Raw genomic sequence first — 17,969 nt, forward strand, 5'->3', positions numbered from 1 at the left:
CCGCTGATGCGAGCTTTTGGACAGTGCTTTTGTAGTTTAGGCTAACAAATCAATATAGCTATTTATCTCTAGTGTTGGGGGGGATAATAGTGGTTTGATCATTGCAGTGTGCTGCTTGAAGGTAAAGGGCTTAAATGTCGCAGCATAATCATTCAGAAGTCCCTTTAAGCGCTCAGCAATGGTTTTAACCTTATTAATAAACTCGTCATGACTTTGGCATTTTGTTCTGATCTGTAAAGGGTCGCACACTAACCATAGATTTAGGCTTTCTAATTCATATTCAATGTCGATGAATATGTGCTGAAAATCTTGGGGGAAAAACCTATGGAAAATAGTATTAAATTTTTCTTCTATGTCGGACTTTTTTATGTTTTTAAATCTTGATGACTTTAGCTCGGCTATGTAGAAATGGTATTTTTCATTCGATCCTTTGACTATCGCTATTCCATCTACTGACTTTGGGGGGGCTGCAAAGGTCGGGGTGCAATAATAATCGTCTGGTTTGAGTATTACAATTTTGTTGCTGTCAAGGTCCCCATTATCTAAAAGTAAGGTGGTTCCAATTTCAACTTCCATACCTTGTTCAGACAAGGTATGTCTAATTAGTTGTTGCATGGAGGGGTCAGCGTATATGCTTGGGATCAATTGCAATCATCCTTGTTGTTTTGAGAGTTCTCACCCATAAGCAGTTCCATACGCTCGTTTATCAAGTCTTCTGATGCATCACCAAAGTTTTCGTCATTTATGCCAAACTCATCAACGATCTGAGGGATTCCAATGCTGCCTTTTTCCTCCATTAGAAATAAGTCGCATTGTACGTCTTTACTTGGCAAAATTCCTTCGATCACTAAGTTACTAGCTTTGTTGAACACGTAGTTGCTGTGTGAGGTCATAATCACGGAAACTCCTAGCTGAGCAAGATCCGCATAAAACCTGGTCATTTTAATTTGATTTATTGGGTGTAAATGTGCTTCGGGCTCTTCAATGATAAGTATTTTCTTGAAGTCAATTGGAGTCGTTTTATTTCTTCGTCTCAAACGAGCTTTAATTGAAGACTCTTCGGTATTCCATGCTATGACATGGCGAATGTAGGCAACAATAGGTGCGGTTTCAGACACCATTGAAGATGTAGAGGATATATCTAGCCGTAATGTCGTACCGTTAGGCCTGTAGAATAGCTTCTTTTCTTCGAAGTCAAACTCAATGCAGCCCTTTAAAACGTCAGCTTCAATGTTTTTTGCAAGTTTCTCAAATTGCTGTACGTTTCTATCTATCGCTACAATGTTGGTGAGTCTAATGAAATAGTCGCTTAACTGACCTGAAATGCCCGGCAACTCAATTTTAGATGTAAGAAATGACCGGCTTTTAGAAAGCTCTGCGATAATTTGCCCAAATGCGGATAGCGCTTGATATAGACCTGAACGAGATGCAGGTAGGTAATCGATATCTAGAATGTTTTCTGCTGCATCTACTAATGACTGAATGACTCTTCGGACGCAAACTGATTTTACTTTCCTTATTATGTCTTCGGCGTCTTCAGTGGTTGATATATATATGACGAGGTCTTTGCCAATTATTGTGGTGTTTCTATTTTGCTTGGAGTATCTGAGAATTACGCCATGATTAAATTCTATATTGGCAACTTTGAACTCATCAATGTTTCCCTCCAAGGAAAAGCTAACGCTGCCTAGATCTACAGATATCTTGGCTATGTTGGAGTCTGAGAAGCTATTGGAAATAGAGTTGTGTTCGGAATAAGAGCTTCTGACTTTTTTTGAGAACTCTTCACCAACGCTGTGCTGTAAAAAGTCCTTTGCGAGATGACGGTAAAAAGTTAAGGCGTTGAGGGATTTTGACTTCTTATCTTTTATTAGATTTTTGAAATCGGTAACTTCTTGTTTTGGAGAGTCTTCCTCTTCGTCAGCGATTTCATACAAAAACATCCTTCTATTGAAGGAGGTTATTGAGCTGAATTCAAGCAGGCTTTTTACCATGAAATAAAATATGGTTAATACGTAGGATTTTCCTACGTTGTTGTCACCTACTATTAGATGGAATTTTTTTTGTGTGTCAAAAGTGAATTCTTTAACCGGGCCGAAATTCTCAATTTTAACTTTCATGGTTGTATTGACTTGAATTTGGTATGAGGTTGAATAGCTTTAAAGCAGAATATAATTTGTATGTCTGGCTTTTGTGTTTGTGGTGATTTAGATATGTCCATATATTCGCACCGTATCAGTTTGGCTTATTAGTGACTAATTTAGCATCCTTGCTTATAGCTGGGCTCTGCCATAAAAGATTCACAAAGCCAATAATCTATTGAAGGCTGAAATTCTTTATTTCATGTCGAGATAAGCTCGCCTTTTTTGAGTCACCTCTGGTCTATTGCTGCCCCAATCATAGCCACTCACACTCAATTTCACTAGCGTCTATTGAGGATTGGAGTATGTCTCTGTATGCCAGCAGCTGAGATTGATCAGTTGAGACCCGTTGGGTAGAGGTTGGCACATTTCAGTCACACCAAGCACCACCCCAAGTCGTCTGCATTTAGGAAGGGGGAAGCTCAGCTATTATGGGAAAGGGTTGGTACAAAAGTGGTACAGGCTTTCACTCGTTTGCTGTACACGCCCTAAGTTAGAAGGAGAATAGGATTAGTAGGTCCAATCCATCATCGGCGCCACGCTGAAGCGCCGGGAAGGTTCTGAACGGGAAGGGCTTGAAGCGGTAAAGGGCATGGGATGTTTGTCGCTTTGCGGGGCAACCGCCTGTGGTCATGGCGGTTGTCGGGGTGACGAATTGGCGCAGTTTATCAGGAAGTGCCACGCCGACGTTGTGCTCTGAGCCTTTGCCGGACTAGCGAGGCTGTCCGAGCATCCGTCCCAGCTGCGCCAGCCAGTGGTAGCCCACCACGAAACTGAATCGTAGCCAGACACCCGCGCAGATGCTCCAGGAGAGGACCCGGGGATAGTCCTCACGAAAAAACTTGCCATAGAAGCGGATCATGCCTCGGTGCTTGTGCCATTCGACGAACACCGGGCGGGTGCGGCTGCAGGCGCCCCAGGCGTGAAAGATCCTGGCCTGGGGTACGAAGCAGACTTTCCAGCCTTCCTGGCGAAAGCGCATGCACAGGTCCAGGTCCTCGCAGTGCAGGAAGTAGCCTTCGTCCCAGCCGCCGACGCTGTCCAGGGCTTTGCGCTTGACCAGCATGCAGGCGCCGGAAATGGCTTCTACCTGCGTCGGACGGCTGGGCAGGGGCTCGCGGTGCAGAAGAAAGTCGGAGAACAGTCGCGGCGAGAGCCAGGCCAGGCCCGACAGGTTAAGGGCGCGTACTACTGCTCGCCGTGGGGTGGGGAAGACCCGACGTCCACCGGGCTGTTCGCTGCCGTCGAAGTTGCACAGCAGGCCACCTGCCATGCCCAGATCGTGGGTGTGGCGCAGGGCGTCGATCATTCCTTGCAAGGCGCCCGGTTGCAATACGGTGTCGGGGTTGAGGAACAGGATGTGTGGCTGCTCGCAGTGACTGGCGCCTAGGTTGCAGGCCGCGGCGAAGCCGGTGTTGCTTGGGTTGCGCAGGATGAGCAGGCGTTCATCGGCAGCGAACCGGGTGGCAACCTGCTCCAGGCTGCCGTCATGGGAGGCATTGTCTACCAGCACCAGCCGGTTGATGTCCTGGGCCAGCACCGAGATCACGCAGTCCTCCAGCAGAAGGCCGGCGTTGTAGTTGACCACCACCACATCACAGGAACGCGGCATGGGCCCCCTCGAAGCGTTTTGCCCAGGAGTTGGCTTCGCGGAACTTCAAGGTCTCGGCCAGGGGCTCGGTAAACGTCAGCGCCTGGTGGATCACTCGGGAGATGTCGTCGAGGCTGTCGCTGAGAAACACTCCCGGAAGATGGCGCCTGGTGCCCATTTCGCCGAATACGGTGCTGACCACTGGCAAGCCCAGGGCCCGGTACTCGTAATATTTGATCGGGTCGACGTAGCGGGTGATGTCGTTGCACTTGAACGGGATCAGGCCGACATCGAACTCGGCCATGGCTTGCAGCGCGGCCTCGTGGGACAGCGCCGGCAAGCACCGGATATTGTCCGGCAGTGCCCTGGGCGAAGGTCCGTGCTGGGGGCCGATCAGGCGTACCTCGGCCCCGGGAAAGGCCACGGCCAGGGCAAGCACGAATTCCCAGTCGAACCACTTGGCGAGGGTGCCGATGTAGCCGAACACCGGCCGTGTTCCATGTGCTGCGCGCCGGGACAGGGGCAGGGCGGGCAGGCGTTCGCTGGCGCAACCATTGAGCAGCAGCCGGGTATCGACCTGTTGCCGTTGCCAGTAGCGCTGCAAAGTCGTGCAAGAGGCCAGGGCGGTGACCACAGCCCGGGCGGTCTGGTGCTGGCGCCGGTGCATGGCACGGCGCGACCAGCCGCGATAGAACGCCGGTACGTTGTCCATGACGTCATAGAAACTGCCGGCGAAGATCGGTTCCTGCAGCAGTTGCAGGGCCAGCCTCGAGGGTTTGCCGATGCCGAGCTGGGTCGGTGCCTGGGCAAAATGGCGGATCTGTTGCTTGAGCTCCTGCCAGAACAGGCGATTGACCCAGCCCGAGCCGGGCAGGGGCTCTATGGGCAGGGCCCGGGGCCTGGCCAGGGTCAGCCAGTCCGGCACGGCGACGGTCGGGCCCTGGTATGGCGGGCGGGTAAGCAAGTCGGCCAGTACCGGCAAGCGCGTGGGATAGGGTTCGACCCACAGCACGGGGGCCTGGGTGGCCGCATGGAACTGGCGCACCAGTTCATGGGGGCGCTGCGCGAAGCTGTGCCAGCTGACCGGTGACAGATAGACCAGCCTCATGATGGCTCCCTGGCGGTGTGGGGAGTCCAGGGTCGGCCCCATTTCGCCTCGTACAGGGCCTTGTTGCGCTCAAACAGTTGTTGGCGCTGGCTGCCGGGCATCTGGCTGAACGAGGCAGAAAGATGGTGATAAATGAACACGTCTTCGGCAAAGGCGCAGGACAGCCCTGCTTGCTCGACCCGGCGGCAATAGTCGTCGTCTTCGAAAAAGCCCAGACCGAAGGCTTCATCCAGGGGCCCGACGCGCTCATAGGTCGACCTGGGCATCATGACCGCGAAGAAACCGAGGGTGGCGCAGGGCACCAGCTGGCCGGCATGGCGCCAGGTGTATTGGCGGGCGCGGCCAGGCATCTCCTCGAGGCTGCGGTAGCTGATCTCGATCTTCGCTTCGTTGCCGATGTTGTTGGTTACCGGCCCGATCAGGCCGAGCCCCGGGTTGCGTTGCAGGTGGCGGCGCAGGGTCTGCGCCCAGCCAGTGGTGACCTCGGTGTCGTTGTTGAGCAAGACCAGGAACTCGCCCCGAGCCCGGGCCAGGCCCTGATTGTTGGCCGCGGAGAAACCCAGGTTGCCGGGGTTGAGGATGAGCGAGTGAGCGCTGTCGCTGACCCACTGCCGAAGGAATTCGACGCTGCCGTCGGTGGAGGCATTGTCGACGACAATGATTTCCAGATTGCGGCCCAGAGCATCGGCGGCCAGGCTGGCCAGGCAGGCGCGGGTGAATGCCAGGTTGTTGTAGGTCACTACTATCACGCTGATCAGGGGCCCGGTTTGCTCGCCTTCAACCAGGGCCTTCAACTGTTCTACCCGGTGCTCCCACGTCTGTTGTGCGGCGAATTCCTGGCGCTGGCGGGAAGTGCTGTCGCAGGCAGGTTCCTGCAACGCCTGGGCGATGGCTTCGATAAAGGAGGGGGTATCCCTGGCAATGGATACCTGCTGGCCGAACTCCTGCAGCTCGGGCAGATCCACCGCCACCACCGGCTTGCCGGCACTCAGGTATTCGTAGACCTTGACCGGGTTGGTGGCCAGGGTCAGTGCCTCGATGCGAAACGGCAGGATGCAGACATCGAAGGCCTGCAGGTAGGCGGACAGCTGTGCGTAGGGGATTTCACCGGTCAGCCTGACGTTGGCATGGCGCTGCAGGCGCGCACCAACCCGCCCGGTATCTGCGCCTATCAGCAGGATCGTGCAGTGCCTGAAGGCTTCGGCGATGGCGGCCAGCAGATCCACATCGAACCACTGGGCGAGCGCGCCGTAGTAGCCGATCACGGGACGGCCTTGCGGGTCCTGATAACACTGGGCCGGGGGCTTGGAAAAATAGGTGAAGTCGGCGGCATTGCGCAATACGGCGCGTTGCCCGGTGCTTGCAGGTGGGCAGTGCCGACTCCAGTGGCGTTCCAGCCACGCCGAGGCAAACAGCGTGATATCGGCCTCGCGCAGCAGCTCATGCTCCAGTTGCAGGAGGTCCGGGGCGTTGTTGCCGAAGCCCTGATGGTCGTCCATGCAGTCATAGACCAGGCGGCTGGCCGGCAGCGCCCCGGCCACGGGGGCCCAGAACGGGTGCTGGACCAGGGAGATCACCTGGCTCGAATGGGCCCAGCTCAATAACTCGCCGATGCTGCGACGCAACTGCTGGACCACGGCCTCTTGCGGGGCAGCGTGGTAGAGGAGCGGGGCTGTGCGTGCAAACAGCCGCACTTCGAACAGCCGCCCTCGGTCATCCAGCGGGCGCAAGGTAAAACCGTCGCGAGCGTCGTCCTCCAGGCTGGCCGAGACATAGAAAACCCGGCGTCCGCTGGTGCTCAAACCGCGGGCCAGGTGCTGGGGACGCTGCTGGCGGAAATCCCAGTCGATGGCACCCCAGACCACGTAATCCGGCCATTGCGGGTCGGCCGCCGGTAGCACGCTACAAGCGGGTACGAAACTCTTGGCGGCCCGCTGATGCCGACGCAGGGCCCGCCAGCCAGGTCCCAGCACGCCGTGATACAGGCGCCGGATCAAGGCTTTCAGCAGGTAAGGCAGCGGCAGGCGGTGATAGACGCGGCGCCAGCGCTGGAACAGGGCGGTGCTCATTGTCGCGCCCCGGATACAGAGCGAGTCAAGGCACGGACTCCGACTGTTTCGGGGTCGCGGCAACGATCACGAAATCGCTGTTCAGGGTGCCCGACTCGATCAGCCCGTCTTCGATGTCGAACAGCATCCGCAGCACCCGCATCGCTTGGGGATCATCGGCCTTGAAATTGCCGGCGATGCCATGCAGCAGAAATTGCAGCAGGGTGCCGCCGCAGGTGTTGAGGGCCTGGATCTGGAAGTGCTGTTCCACCACCTTGAGGATGTCCTGGGAGCGCACCGCCTCGGACGGATCAACCTTCACCACCTCTTGTGGATCAGGGAGCGGTACGTTGTTCTGCACCTGACCGTAGGAACCCTGGACAAAAGAGCGGCGCATGGCCGGGGGAATCAGGGCGAAGGCATGGCTGATGGCTGCGCACTGGGCCTGGTCAAAGGCAAAGTGATTGGCGCCGACATACTCGTTGAAGAACAGCCAGCCGTCTGCCTTCAAGGCCTGGCGGACATTGGCGCAGACCTTTTCCAATTGGCGAATGTGATGCAGTGAACCGTTGAACCAGACGGCGTCGTAATGAGCGCTGGGCAGTTGCACCCGCTCGACGTCGGTAAGGCTGTAGTGCAGGGTCCGGGCCCCCAGCGCCGCCGCTTCTGCCCGGGCGGTGTCCAGCGCCGCCGGGGCGATATCCACGGCGTCGCAGTCCTGGAAGGCCTGGAGTTTGTAGAGCTCGCGTTCCAGGGTACCGGTGCCGCAGCCGATGCTCAGCATACGCGGCACCGGTAACCGGTCCGCCAGAAAGGTGTTCAGGCAATAGGGTACCCAGTGAGCATGACCGCTGCCGGCCGTGGCCTTTTGCTGATGGCGTTGTTGCACCGCAGGCACTGCCAGCCAGTAGACATCCGCAGAAAACGCATCCGAGCCAGCCTGGTTCTGTGACCAGTGCTCGGCGGTCTGCGCCTTGCGCTGCTCCTCGCTCATGTCGTCCGGGGGAACAGGGGCTGCGACTGCCCGACCACTGAGCTGTTGAATTATTTTTTTCAGCACGTTCGGCATCTTCCTTGTGGGTGTATCGGGCTGCCGATTCAGTCGGTGAGCTTCATTTTCGTGGCGTCGGCGTTCGCTCTACGGCGTGCTTGGCGATGGGGTTGCCAGGGCCCCCACTTGCTTTCGAAGTAGGCCTGGTTCTTGTCCCATAACCGCTGGTATTCGCCGCTGGTGATAAGGGCCTTGAACGAGGCCTGGCCGTAGTGGTGGATGTAGCTGTCCTCGGCGCATACGGTGCGCAAGCCGGCGGCCTGGACTCGCCGGCTGTAGTCGTCGTCTTCGAACATGCCGATGCCAAAGGCTTCATCCAGCCAGCCCACCTGATCCAGCACTTCGCGGCGCATCGCTACGCAAAACATGGCCAGCATCGGGATGTCGAAGCAGCGCCCGCGGTACTGGCTGGCGCGCCGGTCGGCGAAGTCCTCCATGTCGTCGAGGTCCTGGTAGTCGATGCTGACCCGGGCCTCGTTGCCCACCGCATTGGTGGTCGGCCCCACCAACCCCACCTCCGGGTCGTCGAGGTGGCGCAGCAGGGGCGCGAGCCAGCCCTTGGGCACCACGGTGTCGTTGTTGAGCAGGACCAGGTAGTGGCCCTGCGCAAGGCGCAGGCCCTGGTTGTTGGCGGCGGCGAAACCCAGGTTCTGTTCGTTGAGCACGATGCTCACATTGGGTTCGCTGCGGGCCAGGTAGCGCAGGTAGTTGCGGGTGGAGTCCTGCGAGGCGTTGTCGACGATGATCAGTTGCAGGTTCGGGTAGGCGCAATTGCGCAGCAGGCTGTCGATGCAGCCGCGGGTCAGCTGCACATTGTTGTAGGTGACGATGATTACCGAGACCTTCGGAAACAGTTCGACCAGCGCATCGCGCGTGTCTTCGAAGCGTTGCCGCCAATCGTTTTCCCTGGCCAGTGCCAGCCGTTGGTCCCAGCGCTGCAGATCGGTTTCCCCGAGGGCTCTTTCGATCTGCGTGACAAAGGCAGACGGCCCGTCGGCGAAATACAGGTAAGGCTCGTAGATCTGCATCTCCAGCAGCGGCACTGCGACCACGGGTTTGCCGGCGCTGATGAACTCGTAGAACTTCACCGGATCCACCGCGTGGGTCACGTTGTAGAGGCGAAAAGGAATGATGCAGACATCGAAGTGGTACAGGTATTGCGGCATCTGCGAGTAAGGCTTGCGGCCCAGCAGGTGCACATTGGGCAAGCGGTCGAGGCCGGCCAGGTCACGGACGAACACATCGCCAATGAGCACCAGATTCCACTCTGGTCGTTGCCGGGCGATGGCCGCCACCAGCTCAAAATCGACCCATTCGGCCAGGGCACCATAGAAGCCGATGATCGGGCCTTGAAGCTCCTCCAGCAGAGTATTGGGTGTACAGCATCGGGCAAAGAAGTCGAAGTCCACCCCGTTTCTAACCAACTGGCAGCGACGGCTGGTACTGGCCCATTTGTCGTACAGCACGGAGGCGGTGACGGTTACCAGATCAGCCTGCTTCACCAGTACCTGTTCCTGGTCCAGCAAGGGCTGACCGATGTTCGGGAAGTCCTGCCATTCGTCCATGCAGTCGTATTGCACGGGCCAGCCGTATGCCTTGCGCAGGTGCAGGGCCAGGCGCGTCCAATAGGGCAGGTGAACCACCGACACCGCCGTCTTGATCCGGTAGTCGCTCACCAGGGCCTGCAACGCCTCGGCATTGGCGCGCAGGTTGCCTTCGGTGATGCAGGTGGCGTAGTAGTCCTGCCGTGCAAGCCCGCGCAGGGTGACTTCGAAGACCCCGGGAGCGACTGGGTGCACCGCATAGGGCCGCTCTGCCGCGGGTAGCGGCGAAAGGATAATGTAGAACACCCGATAACCCTGGATAGCGAACTGCGTCATCAGTTGCTGTGGTCGCTGGAACCTGGCGGACCAGTCGATATTGGCAAAGCACAGCAGGTCAAAATGCTGAGCAGCAGAGCCGGGTGCTGAGTCCTCCACGATATCGGGCTCCAAGGGGGTGGAAGCTGGCAGAGGCTGGACGAGAGAGGGCAGGTGAGTCGGGTACTCGCTCTCGTCGTTGATCACCCCGTGCCGCAGCAGCTGCATCAGCATGCGCAGGGGGCGGGTCAGGCGCCAGGAACGCGAGCGCCGCATATGTTCGATATGCGCCAGGGCGGCATCGCGCTGAAGGATGGCCTGTGCGTGCTCGAGCCGCAGCCGGGTCGACTCCTGCTCCTGCGAGTGGGACTTAGTCATGAGCGGGCTCATAGTTGTGCAGTGGGCTCTGGTCGCCACTGGGCCACATTGAGCTGAGGGAGCCGGGCCGGTAGAAGGTCACGGTCATGCTGCGCCGTGAAGTCCGGCAATTCGCTGCCACTTGCGTCACCGCATGCCAGGAGTTCTCGGCGCGTACCAGTACTGCCGACGTGCCCACCAGGGGCGGGATCACCGCGACCACATCCGTGGGGTCGGCAGAGCCCAGGATATTCAGGCAGCCACCGTCCTCGATGTCCCAGGAATCGTTGAAATACAGGATATGGGTCACCAGCTTGTCGCCCAGGTCCGGGTGCGGGCCGAGGCAGGCCTGCGGCCCGTAGTGGAAGACATTGACCTCCATGGGAGCGTTTCTGAGGTCCATGTCGGTGAGTGTCGACAGCGCCAGGCGATAGTCCGGTGCGGTCAGGTCGCTGGCCAGCCTGCGCCAGGCCGGGCTCAGGCGCTGCTCGTGGATAATGCGCCCGGTGCCCATTTCCACCAGTTGCCGCGCATGGTACTCGTAGTCCTTTTCTCCGCCATAGCCGGACACCGTCTTGAAGGAGTCACGGGGATAGGTCGCTACCAGGGCTGCGGCGTCCGCGGGCGAATACAGTTCGGTGATCCGCCCCCAGCGAAAGGGCTGAGTGTGCAAGGGGGCTCTGGTCAGCATTGGCAGATTCAGCATCGTATTCATCTTCCCAATAAATGTTGCAGGCGCCGCCGCAGGGAGCGTAACGGCGCGGTGAGGCGATAGGAGTTGGAGCGATGGATTCGACCCAGCTCGGCATCGACCCGACTGGTGAGTTCCGTTTGGTGGCGGCGTAGTAGCGTCAACTGCTGTACCTGGATTTTCAGCGCATCCAGTTCGGCCTGTTTGCTCAGGATTGCCTCGCGACAGTCCGGGAGGGGGGCCTCCAGCAGGCCGGGCAGGGCCTGCCAGAAGCGGTTCAGCGCCTGGCTGGTGGAGCGCGGGCCCTGGGCGATCAGTTCGGCTACCCGGTCCCAATGGCGCTGCACTTGTTCTTGCGCGGCGATCACCTCGGGGCAGGGCCCCGTTTCGCTCAGGTGTTGCAGGAACCATTGGGGATCGATGGGCTGTTCGGCGGGCAGGGGGCGGATCCCGCGGTATGCGCGCAAGGCGGTGTACTTGCCCTGGTTCAGGTTGGCCGAACAGAAGGCCGGTACGCCGAAGGCCAGGGCGGTGATCGCCAGGTGATAGCTGTGGCCGATGACGCCCTGGGCCTGGGCCAGGATCTCCGCCAGTAGCAGTGGCTCTGGCCAGGCCGGCAGGCGCACGGCCCGTGGCAGGTCGGCCCCGAGAATCGACTCATGGTCCCCGAGCACCGGGCCGATGGGCAACAGCAGCAGCTGCCACTGGCTGAACAGCGCGTTGTGGGTTTTCCATAGCTGGAGAAAGCTCTCCAGGCCGGCAATCGCATGCACCACCAGATAGGGCCCGGTCAGGCCGGCCTGGGCACAGAGTTGGCGATAGGCCGCCGAGGGTTGCTGCCGGTCGATCAGGCTGGGCAGGCCAAAGGCGGTATCCGGCAGTACCTCGACCTGGGCCTGCTCGCTCAGCGCGGACAGGGTGTTTGCAGACAGGGCATCGCGCACCCGGACGTGGGGGCTTTGCTCCAGGGTCAGCCTGACCAGCGGGGCCGCCCAGGATGGAATCGGGTTGCAGTGCATGCCGGGGGCGTTCCAGATCAGCGGCACATTGTGTTGCAGGGCCATCAGCGCAGGCGACAGCCAGTACCCGGTGGGGTGATGGATCTGCGGGTCGGGCGGGTAGTAGTCGGCAGCGATGACCTTGTCGAAGCGAATGATGAAGCCGCCGCCGATCAGCACTGCGTCCAGGCTATCGATGAGCTGGGGTAGTTCACTGACCGAGGTGACGGGGTAGGGCCATTGCGGCGTGCTGCGCGAGTGATAGGAGAACGCGTGCAGGCGCACCTTGCCCAGGCGCGCCTGCAATGCTGCTTCGGCAATGAGGGGGAACAGCAGGTCGCCGTAGTTGGCTACATCGAAGGTACCGAAGATCGCGACTTGCCATTGCTTGTCGCTCATGAACGCTCCTCGACTGCCAGGAGCTGCTGCGATGGGCGGGTGACAGGTTCGATGTGCAAGTCGACGATTCCCAGGAAGTGCTTGTTGCCCGGCAAGGTGTCGAACGCCAGGAGGGCCACCTGCTTTTCAATCAGGTGGGAGGTTTCTTCCGTTTCGCCATTCATCAGCTTGAGCGTGATGTGGTAGCGCCCGGCCGCCAGGTTGGCGGCGAATCGCAGGCACACCGAGGCGCTGCGCCAGCCTTGCCGGGACTCGCCGCATTGCAGGGCGACGTTGACCCCGCTGACCACCAGCAGCCGGGCTTCCTGGATGGTCAGGCTGATATTGGGGCGGGCAATGGCGTCGCTGACCTGGGCATCGATGGCGATTTCGATCATGTCGCCGTGGGCAAAGCTTGAGTACAGCGCCCCGGTATTGCTGAACACGGCTGAGGTGATCCGCCCTTCAGGGGTGCCGAAGGCCATGCCGTGCTTCGGGTTGAGCGGTGTCTTGGCGCTGACCTGGACGGCGCCCGCGCTGGCCCAGCGGCGCTGTTCGTCACGCATGTCCAGCAGGTACAGCTCGGCCATCGCCTCCGGTGCACCGCTGGCGCGGATTTCGCCGTCGCGCAGGTAGAGGGCACGGTTGCAGAAGCGCTTGACCATGCTCATGTCATGGGACACGAACAGCAGGGTCGTGCCTTGTCGGGTCAGGCGCTCCAGGCGTTCCAGGCACTTGAACTGGAAGGAAGCATCGCCGACGGCCAGGGCTTCGTCGACGATCAGGATATCCGGCTCCACGCACACCGAAACGGCAAAGGCCAGGCGCACCAGCATGCCGCTGGAATAGGTCCTGGTGGGCTGGTCGATGAATTCGCCGATGTTGGCGAAGGCGGTGATTTCGTCGAAACGCGCCTCGATCTCCGCGCGTTTGAGGCCCAATACCGCACCGTTGAGGTAGACGTTCTCGCGGCCGCTGAACTCGGGATTGAACCCCGAGCCCAGCTCCAGCAGGGCGGCGATCCGCCCATGGCTGGTCACGCTGCCCGTGGAGGCGGTGCTGGTGCGGCAGATCAGTTGCAGCAGGGTCGACTTGCCGCTGCCGTTGCGGCCGATGATGCCCAGGGTTTCGCCCTTGCGCACTTCCAGCGCAACGTCCTTCAAGGCCCAGAATTCGCGATAGCGCTGCTTGCCGCGGGGCAGCAGCAGTTGCAGCAGGCGGTCGCGGGGCTGGTCGTAGATCGGGTAGCACTTGCCCAGGCCCTGGGCCTTGATCGCCAGTTCAGAGCACATCGGCGAACCCCGGGCGGGTTTTTTCGAACCACGCCCATCCCAGGAAGGCCACGCCTAGCGCGACGCTCAGCTCTATCAGCCACAGGCCGAGATCGGGCACCACGCCCCAGATCAGCACGTCGCGGGAGGACTCGATCACCAGGGTCAAGGGGTTCAGGTAGAGCCAGTGCCGGTAGGCCTCAGGCAGGGCGCTCAGCGGATAGAACACCGCCGACATCAGCAGCAGGGCCGACATCAGTACACCGATGACCTGGCCAACATCCCGCAGGTAGACCCCCAGGGAGGCGAGGACCCAGGACAGCCCGAGGGTGAACAGCACCAGGGGCAGCAGCACCAGGGGAAACAGCAGAGCGGTGGGCGGCGGCAGGCCGAAGGCCAGGAGGTGGAACAGCAGCCAGACGGCAAAGCTCACCAGCGTGTGGAACAGCACCGCCCCGAGCATCACGCAGGGCAGCATGTCCAGGGGGAACACCACCTTCTTCACATAGTTGACGTGGCTCAGGATCAGCCCGGGGGCTCGGGTGAGGCATTCGGAGAACAGGTTGAAGACCATCATCCCGGTGAACACCAGCAGGGCGAACTGGGTGTTCGAGTCGTTGTCGGTTCCCCAACGCACCTTGAACACCACGCTGAACACGAAGGTGTACACCAGCAACATGAGCAAGGGGTTGAGAAAGGACCAGAGCAGGCCGGCGATCGAGCCGCGGTAGCGGCCTATCACTTCGCGTTCGATCAGTGCCCGCAGCAGCTCGCGATGACGCCAGGGCCTGAAGGTGAAACGGTGCAGCGTGGTACTTCCGGTCAACTCCCGCTCCTTGGGGCCAGCTTCCAGCACCACCCCATGCTCGACAAGGGCATGGGTGAACGGGTGGTGATTCGAAGCGAAGGATTTTGTGAATTGTTTATAGACCCGAAATGCAGGAAGTGAAGGTGTCGTTACAGCTTTTTTTGATGAGCGGCGGGCGCAGCCGGATAAGTGGCAAGACCCCCGCGAGGGTAATGCTCACTGCGGATGCCTGGGCTCGGCGGTAAAGAGCAGGGTGGGCCTGGCGGGCAGGCTCCTGCGCGGCGCCGGCCCGGGTATGGTTCAGTACTGGCGGGCCGCCAGTTGCTGCGCCAGGGCCTGTGCCTGCTCGGCGGCCGCCTGTCGCGAGGCCTGGTCGATGTCCGGGCCGAGGATGGTCTTTTCCACGATCAGCGAGTGCTGGTTGGCAATCCCGATGAAATTCAGCCAGGCCTCTATATAGGGCTTCTGGAAATCGAATGCCGGCGCTGGTGTGCTGGAGCAGGAAGAAAAGTCCAGGCCCCGGGCGTAGGCCGCCACCGCCGTCTTGTTGCGCAGCAGGCCTTGCAGGCCGTTCTCGGGGTCGAAGCTGAAGAGGATGCCCTGGTGGGAAACCAGGTCGATGAAGTGCTTGAGCTTGTAGGGAATGCTGAAATTCCACAGGGGGATGGAAAGCACCAGCAGGTCGGCCTGGTGCAGCGGCTCTGCCAGCGCCTGGAGCCGGGCCCAGGCCCGCTGTTCGGCATTGCCCAGGGGCTGGCCGGCCAGTTGTGCATATTTGGCGTCCATGGCCGTCTGATCGAGTTCCGGCAAATCGAGGCTCCACAGGTCCAGGGTGGTGACCCCGGTGTCCGGCCGTTGCTGTCGGTAGCTCTGGATGAAGCTGTGGGCGATTTCCAGGGAGGCGGAGCGGCGCAGGCGGGGCGAGCATTGAATGTGCAGGAGCCGGGTCATGGACGAATCTCTTGGGGTTGGGATGACCGTCATTGCAACATAGCTTGTTTTTAAATATAAATTGTCGATTCAAGCCTTATTGATTTCATTCTGAAATATGTTCGATGCCCTGCTATTGCGCACCTTTGTTGCTGTTGTCGATGAACAAGGGTTCAGCCGTGCGGCCCTCAAGCTGCACCTGACCCAGTCCGCGGTCAGCGGCCACCTGCGGCGCCTGGAACAGCAGGTCGGCAAGCCGCTGCTCCAGCGCACCACCCGCTCGCAGCAGCTGACCGCCGATGGCGAGCGGTTGATGGCCTATGCCCGGGCGATCCTGGCGTTGAATCGCGACGCCTGGACCGAACTGACCCGGGTGCCGTTCCACGGGCGCGTGGGGGTGGGCCTGTCCGAGGATTTTGCCGACCCCCGGCTGCTGCGTGCGCTGCAGGATTTTGCCGGGCGCTACCCAGGTATCCGGCTCGATGTGCAGGTTGGCATTCCCGGTACGCTGCTGGATCTGCTGGCCCAGGGCAATTTGCAATTGGTAGTGGGCTCGCTGTGCGAAACTGCCGAGCCTGGCCGCCTGCTCTGGTCCGAACCGCTGGTCTGGGCCGGGCTGGTGCAACCTGCCGGGCTCTTGCCCGACCCCTTGCCCCTGGCGCTGTTTCCCGAGCCTTGCCCCTATCGGGCCGCGGCCCTGGGCCGGCTGGCCCAGGCCGGCATTGCCCAGCGCACGGTTATGCTTTGCAGCAGCAATTGGGCCCTGCGCGCCGCCGTGCTGTCCGGGTTCGCCATAGCACCCATGGCGGCCAGCCAGTTGGGGGCAGGGCTGTGTGCCCTGGGGGAGGAATACGGTTTGCCACCGTTGCCGGATGCGCAGTACCGTCTGTTCACCGCGCCCGAAGCGGACCAGACTGTGCTGGCGGCGCTGTCCGAGGTGTTTGTCGAATATTGCTCGAGCCGTCGATCGGCGCTTTAAGCATTGCTCGTGGTGGCCGATAACCCCAGGGTGGAGCCGGGTCGTTCAAGGTTGCTGCCTGATCTCCCGGCCCGGGTCAGCGGCCAGAAAACCTATACTGTGCAGGGCGCTGGCCGTTCAGCCAGTCTCGAAAACAACCAGGGACCCGCCCTGTAGCCCAGGCCACTCCCGTCAGGACGACCCTTTTGCCTGTTCCCATCTACGATCCTCATCATCCCCCTGGTGGAACCCTGAAGCGCTTGCCGCTGCTCAAGGCCGCGGTGGCCTTCATCGCAACCGTGTTTCTGTGCCTGTGCGGGCTGTTGTACCTGCAACTGGAACAGTCCTGGCGTCACGACCTGATGCAGGCGGAAGTCAATTCCACCAACCTGACCCGGGCCATCGCCCAGCAGGCCGAAGACACGTTCATGGAAGCCGACCTGGTGCTGATGAGCCTGTCCGAGTGGATCCAGGCCCTGGGCGATGGCCCTGAACAGCAGCCCCGCTTGCAGGGCATATTCGCCCGGCGGGTGCAGGCCCTGACCCAGCTCAGCGGGGTATTTCTCTATGACCGGGACGGTCAGTGGGTGGTCAGTTCCTTTGGTGATTCGCCCCATGGCAACGATGTGGCAGACCGCGACTACTTTCGTTTCCATCAGCAGAATGCTTCGTTGCTGGCTCACATCAGCCCGGCCATCCGCAGCCGGGCCAATGGCGAATGGATCATTCCCATCTCGCGGCGGCTCAACGATAGCCAGGGGAATTTCCAGGGGGTGCTGATGGCAGGCATCAAGCTGGCGTATTTCGATCAGTTCTTCACCAGTTTCAATATCGACGAGCAGGGTGCCATGTTCCTTGCCCTGTCCGACGGCACGCTGATTGCGCGGCGGCCGTTCGAAGAGCGGCAGATCGGTGCTTCCCTGGCCCGCGGCGAGATCTTCAGCAAGTACTTGCCCGAGGCCACCACCGGCAACGCCATGATCACCTCGATTGTTGATGGGGTGACGCGCCTGTACGGCTATCGGCAGTTGCAGGCCTATCCCCTGGTGGTGGCCGCGGCCAACTCCAAGGACTCGGTGCTCAAGGGCTGGTATGCCTCGGCCTACCAGTCCACGGCCATCGTCGCCCTGGTGCTGCTGGGGGTCGGCCTGTTCGGCTGGGTCTTCGTGCAGCAGGTGCGCAACAACGAGCGGATCGAGGCAGATCTGCGCGAGGCCCAGGAGGCCTTGGAGGTGATCGCCACCCATGACAGCCTCACCGGCCTGGCCAACCGCCGCTTGTTCGAGCGCGCCCTGACCGTGGAGTTTGGCCGTGGTGCGCGGCAACGCAGCCCGTTGAGCCTGGTCATGGTCGATATCGACTATTTCAAGCGCTACAACGATACCTACGGGCATGTGGCGGGCGATCAGTGCCTGACCGAGGTGGCCCAGGCGCTCAAGGGCTGCTGCCAGCGCAAGGCTGACCTGGCCGTGCGCTATGGTGGCGAAGAGTTTGCGGTGTTGCTGCCCGACACCGACATTCATGGCGCGCTGGCCATGGCCGAGCAGATTCGCCGCAGTGTCATGCAGCGCAACATCGCCCATTCCGGCTCACCGGTGGGCTGCGTGACGGTTAGCCTGGGCTGCTACGCCTTCGTGCCGACGGGCCGCGACAGCATCGAGATGTTTATCGAAAGGGCCGACGCGGCCCTGTATCAAGCCAAGGCCACGGGCCGCAATCGGGCCATGGCGCTGGCGGCGGACCATGTGGGGGAGCCGTTGCAGCGCTCCGATCGCTGACG

14 protein-coding genes are annotated in these 17,969 nt (G+C 60.2%); 2 read left to right on the plus strand and 12 right to left on the minus strand.

Annotation, left to right across the window (positions count from 1 at the left end; all coding sequences use genetic code 11):
* Window positions 1-36: 36 nt before the first annotated feature.
* The 12 genes from PFLCHA0_RS31665 to PFLCHA0_RS10440 form a co-directional block, all read right to left on the minus strand.
* Complete coding sequence (locus PFLCHA0_RS31665; protein ID WP_015634870.1) at window positions 37-615, minus strand: hypothetical protein; 579 nt, start codon at window positions 613-615, stop codon at window positions 37-39.
* A gap of 26 nt (window positions 616-641) precedes the next feature.
* A complete protein-coding gene (locus PFLCHA0_RS10390; RefSeq protein WP_015634871.1) occupies window positions 642-2,120 on the minus strand; it encodes an AAA family ATPase in 1,479 nt (492 codons plus the stop codon).
* Window positions 2,121-2,853: 733 nt separating this feature from the next.
* The gene (locus PFLCHA0_RS10395) at window positions 2,854-3,753 is read right to left on the minus strand and encodes a glycosyltransferase family 2 protein (protein ID WP_015634872.1); all 900 of its coding nucleotides are present in this window, start codon (window positions 3,751-3,753) and stop codon (window positions 2,854-2,856) included.
* A complete protein-coding gene (locus PFLCHA0_RS10400) occupies window positions 3,737-4,840 on the minus strand; it encodes a glycosyltransferase family protein (RefSeq protein WP_015634873.1) in 1,104 nt (367 codons plus the stop codon). Before PFLCHA0_RS10400 ends, PFLCHA0_RS10395 begins: the two co-directional genes overlap by 17 nt.
* The gene (locus PFLCHA0_RS10405) at window positions 4,837-6,909 is read right to left on the minus strand and encodes a glycosyltransferase (RefSeq protein ID WP_015634874.1); all 2,073 of its coding nucleotides are present in this window, start codon (window positions 6,907-6,909) and stop codon (window positions 4,837-4,839) included. The genes PFLCHA0_RS10400 and PFLCHA0_RS10405 overlap by 4 nt, the downstream gene beginning before the upstream one ends.
* Before the next feature lie 25 nt (window positions 6,910-6,934).
* Complete coding sequence (locus tag PFLCHA0_RS10410; protein ID WP_041752085.1) at window positions 6,935-7,882, minus strand: class I SAM-dependent methyltransferase; 948 nt, start codon at window positions 7,880-7,882, stop codon at window positions 6,935-6,937.
* A gap of 104 nt (window positions 7,883-7,986) precedes the next feature.
* Window positions 7,987-10,176 carry a glycosyltransferase gene (locus PFLCHA0_RS10415; RefSeq protein WP_015634876.1) on the minus strand — a complete coding sequence of 730 codons (2,190 nt, stop codon included), beginning with the start codon at window positions 10,174-10,176 and terminating at the stop codon, window positions 7,987-7,989.
* Entirely contained in the window at window positions 10,169-10,861 is a 693-nt protein-coding gene (locus PFLCHA0_RS10420; protein WP_015634877.1) for a 2OG-Fe(II) oxygenase family protein, read from the minus strand. Before PFLCHA0_RS10420 ends, PFLCHA0_RS10415 begins: the two co-directional genes overlap by 8 nt.
* 5 nt (window positions 10,862-10,866) lie before the next feature.
* Window positions 10,867-12,243, minus strand: coding sequence for a polysaccharide pyruvyl transferase family protein (locus PFLCHA0_RS10425; protein ID WP_015634878.1), 1,377 nt, complete (start codon window positions 12,241-12,243; stop codon window positions 10,867-10,869).
* Window positions 12,240-13,514, minus strand: a complete 1,275-nt coding sequence (locus tag PFLCHA0_RS10430) for an ABC transporter ATP-binding protein (protein WP_011060350.1) — start codon at window positions 13,512-13,514, stop codon at window positions 12,240-12,242. Before PFLCHA0_RS10430 ends, PFLCHA0_RS10425 begins: the two co-directional genes overlap by 4 nt.
* Window positions 13,504-14,319, minus strand: coding sequence for an ABC transporter permease (locus tag PFLCHA0_RS10435; protein WP_015634879.1), 816 nt, complete (start codon window positions 14,317-14,319; stop codon window positions 13,504-13,506). The genes PFLCHA0_RS10430 and PFLCHA0_RS10435 overlap by 11 nt, the downstream gene beginning before the upstream one ends.
* A 282-nt stretch (window positions 14,320-14,601) precedes the next feature.
* Window positions 14,602-15,252, minus strand: coding sequence for an FMN-dependent NADH-azoreductase (locus PFLCHA0_RS10440; protein ID WP_041752087.1), 651 nt, complete (start codon window positions 15,250-15,252; stop codon window positions 14,602-14,604).
* 97 nt (window positions 15,253-15,349) lie between these two features.
* Here PFLCHA0_RS10440 and PFLCHA0_RS10445 point away from each other — a divergent pair, with 97 nt between their 5' ends.
* Both PFLCHA0_RS10445 and PFLCHA0_RS10450 read left to right on the plus strand, forming a co-directional pair.
* Complete coding sequence (locus PFLCHA0_RS10445; RefSeq protein ID WP_015634881.1) at window positions 15,350-16,210, plus strand: LysR family transcriptional regulator; 861 nt, start codon at window positions 15,350-15,352, stop codon at window positions 16,208-16,210.
* 185 nt (window positions 16,211-16,395) lie between these two features.
* Window positions 16,396-17,967: a sensor domain-containing diguanylate cyclase gene (locus tag PFLCHA0_RS10450; RefSeq protein WP_015634882.1), complete on the plus strand. Its 1,572-nt coding sequence runs from the start codon at window positions 16,396-16,398 to the stop codon at window positions 17,965-17,967.
* The last annotated feature ends 2 nt before the right edge of the window (window positions 17,968-17,969 follow it).

Source organism: Pseudomonas protegens CHA0 (assembly GCF_000397205.1).
Lineage (GTDB): Bacteria > Pseudomonadota > Gammaproteobacteria > Pseudomonadales > Pseudomonadaceae > Aquipseudomonas > Aquipseudomonas protegens.

What these genes read in the sequence shown, in the direction of transcription:
- PFLCHA0_RS10400 (WP_015634873.1), bottom strand. Translation starts at nt 4,840, where the DNA reads ATGAGGCTGGTCTATCTGTCACCGGTCAGCTGGCACAGCTTCGCGCAG.
- PFLCHA0_RS31665 (WP_015634870.1), bottom strand. Translation starts at nt 615, where the DNA reads ATGCAACAACTAATTAGACATACCTTGTCTGAACAAGGTATGGAAGTT.
- PFLCHA0_RS10430 (WP_011060350.1), bottom strand. Translation starts at nt 13,514, where the DNA reads ATGTGCTCTGAACTGGCGATCAAGGCCCAGGGCCTGGGCAAGTGCTAC.
- PFLCHA0_RS10390 (WP_015634871.1), bottom strand. Translation starts at nt 2,120, where the DNA reads ATGAAAGTTAAAATTGAGAATTTCGGCCCGGTTAAAGAATTCACTTTT.
- PFLCHA0_RS10420 (WP_015634877.1), bottom strand. Translation starts at nt 10,861, where the DNA reads ATGCTGAATCTGCCAATGCTGACCAGAGCCCCCTTGCACACTCAGCCC.
- PFLCHA0_RS10415 (WP_015634876.1), bottom strand. Translation starts at nt 10,176, where the DNA reads ATGACTAAGTCCCACTCGCAGGAGCAGGAGTCGACCCGGCTGCGGCTC.
- PFLCHA0_RS10405 (WP_015634874.1), bottom strand. Translation starts at nt 6,909, where the DNA reads ATGAGCACCGCCCTGTTCCAGCGCTGGCGCCGCGTCTATCACCGCCTG.
- PFLCHA0_RS10410 (WP_041752085.1), bottom strand. Translation starts at nt 7,882, where the DNA reads ATGAGCGAGGAGCAGCGCAAGGCGCAGACCGCCGAGCACTGGTCACAG.
- PFLCHA0_RS10395 (WP_015634872.1), bottom strand. Translation starts at nt 3,753, where the DNA reads ATGCCGCGTTCCTGTGATGTGGTGGTGGTCAACTACAACGCCGGCCTT.
- PFLCHA0_RS10445 (WP_015634881.1), top strand. Translation starts at nt 15,350, where the DNA reads ATGTTCGATGCCCTGCTATTGCGCACCTTTGTTGCTGTTGTCGATGAA.
- PFLCHA0_RS10425 (WP_015634878.1), bottom strand. Translation starts at nt 12,243, where the DNA reads ATGAGCGACAAGCAATGGCAAGTCGCGATCTTCGGTACCTTCGATGTA.
- PFLCHA0_RS10440 (WP_041752087.1), bottom strand. Translation starts at nt 15,252, where the DNA reads ATGACCCGGCTCCTGCACATTCAATGCTCGCCCCGCCTGCGCCGCTCC.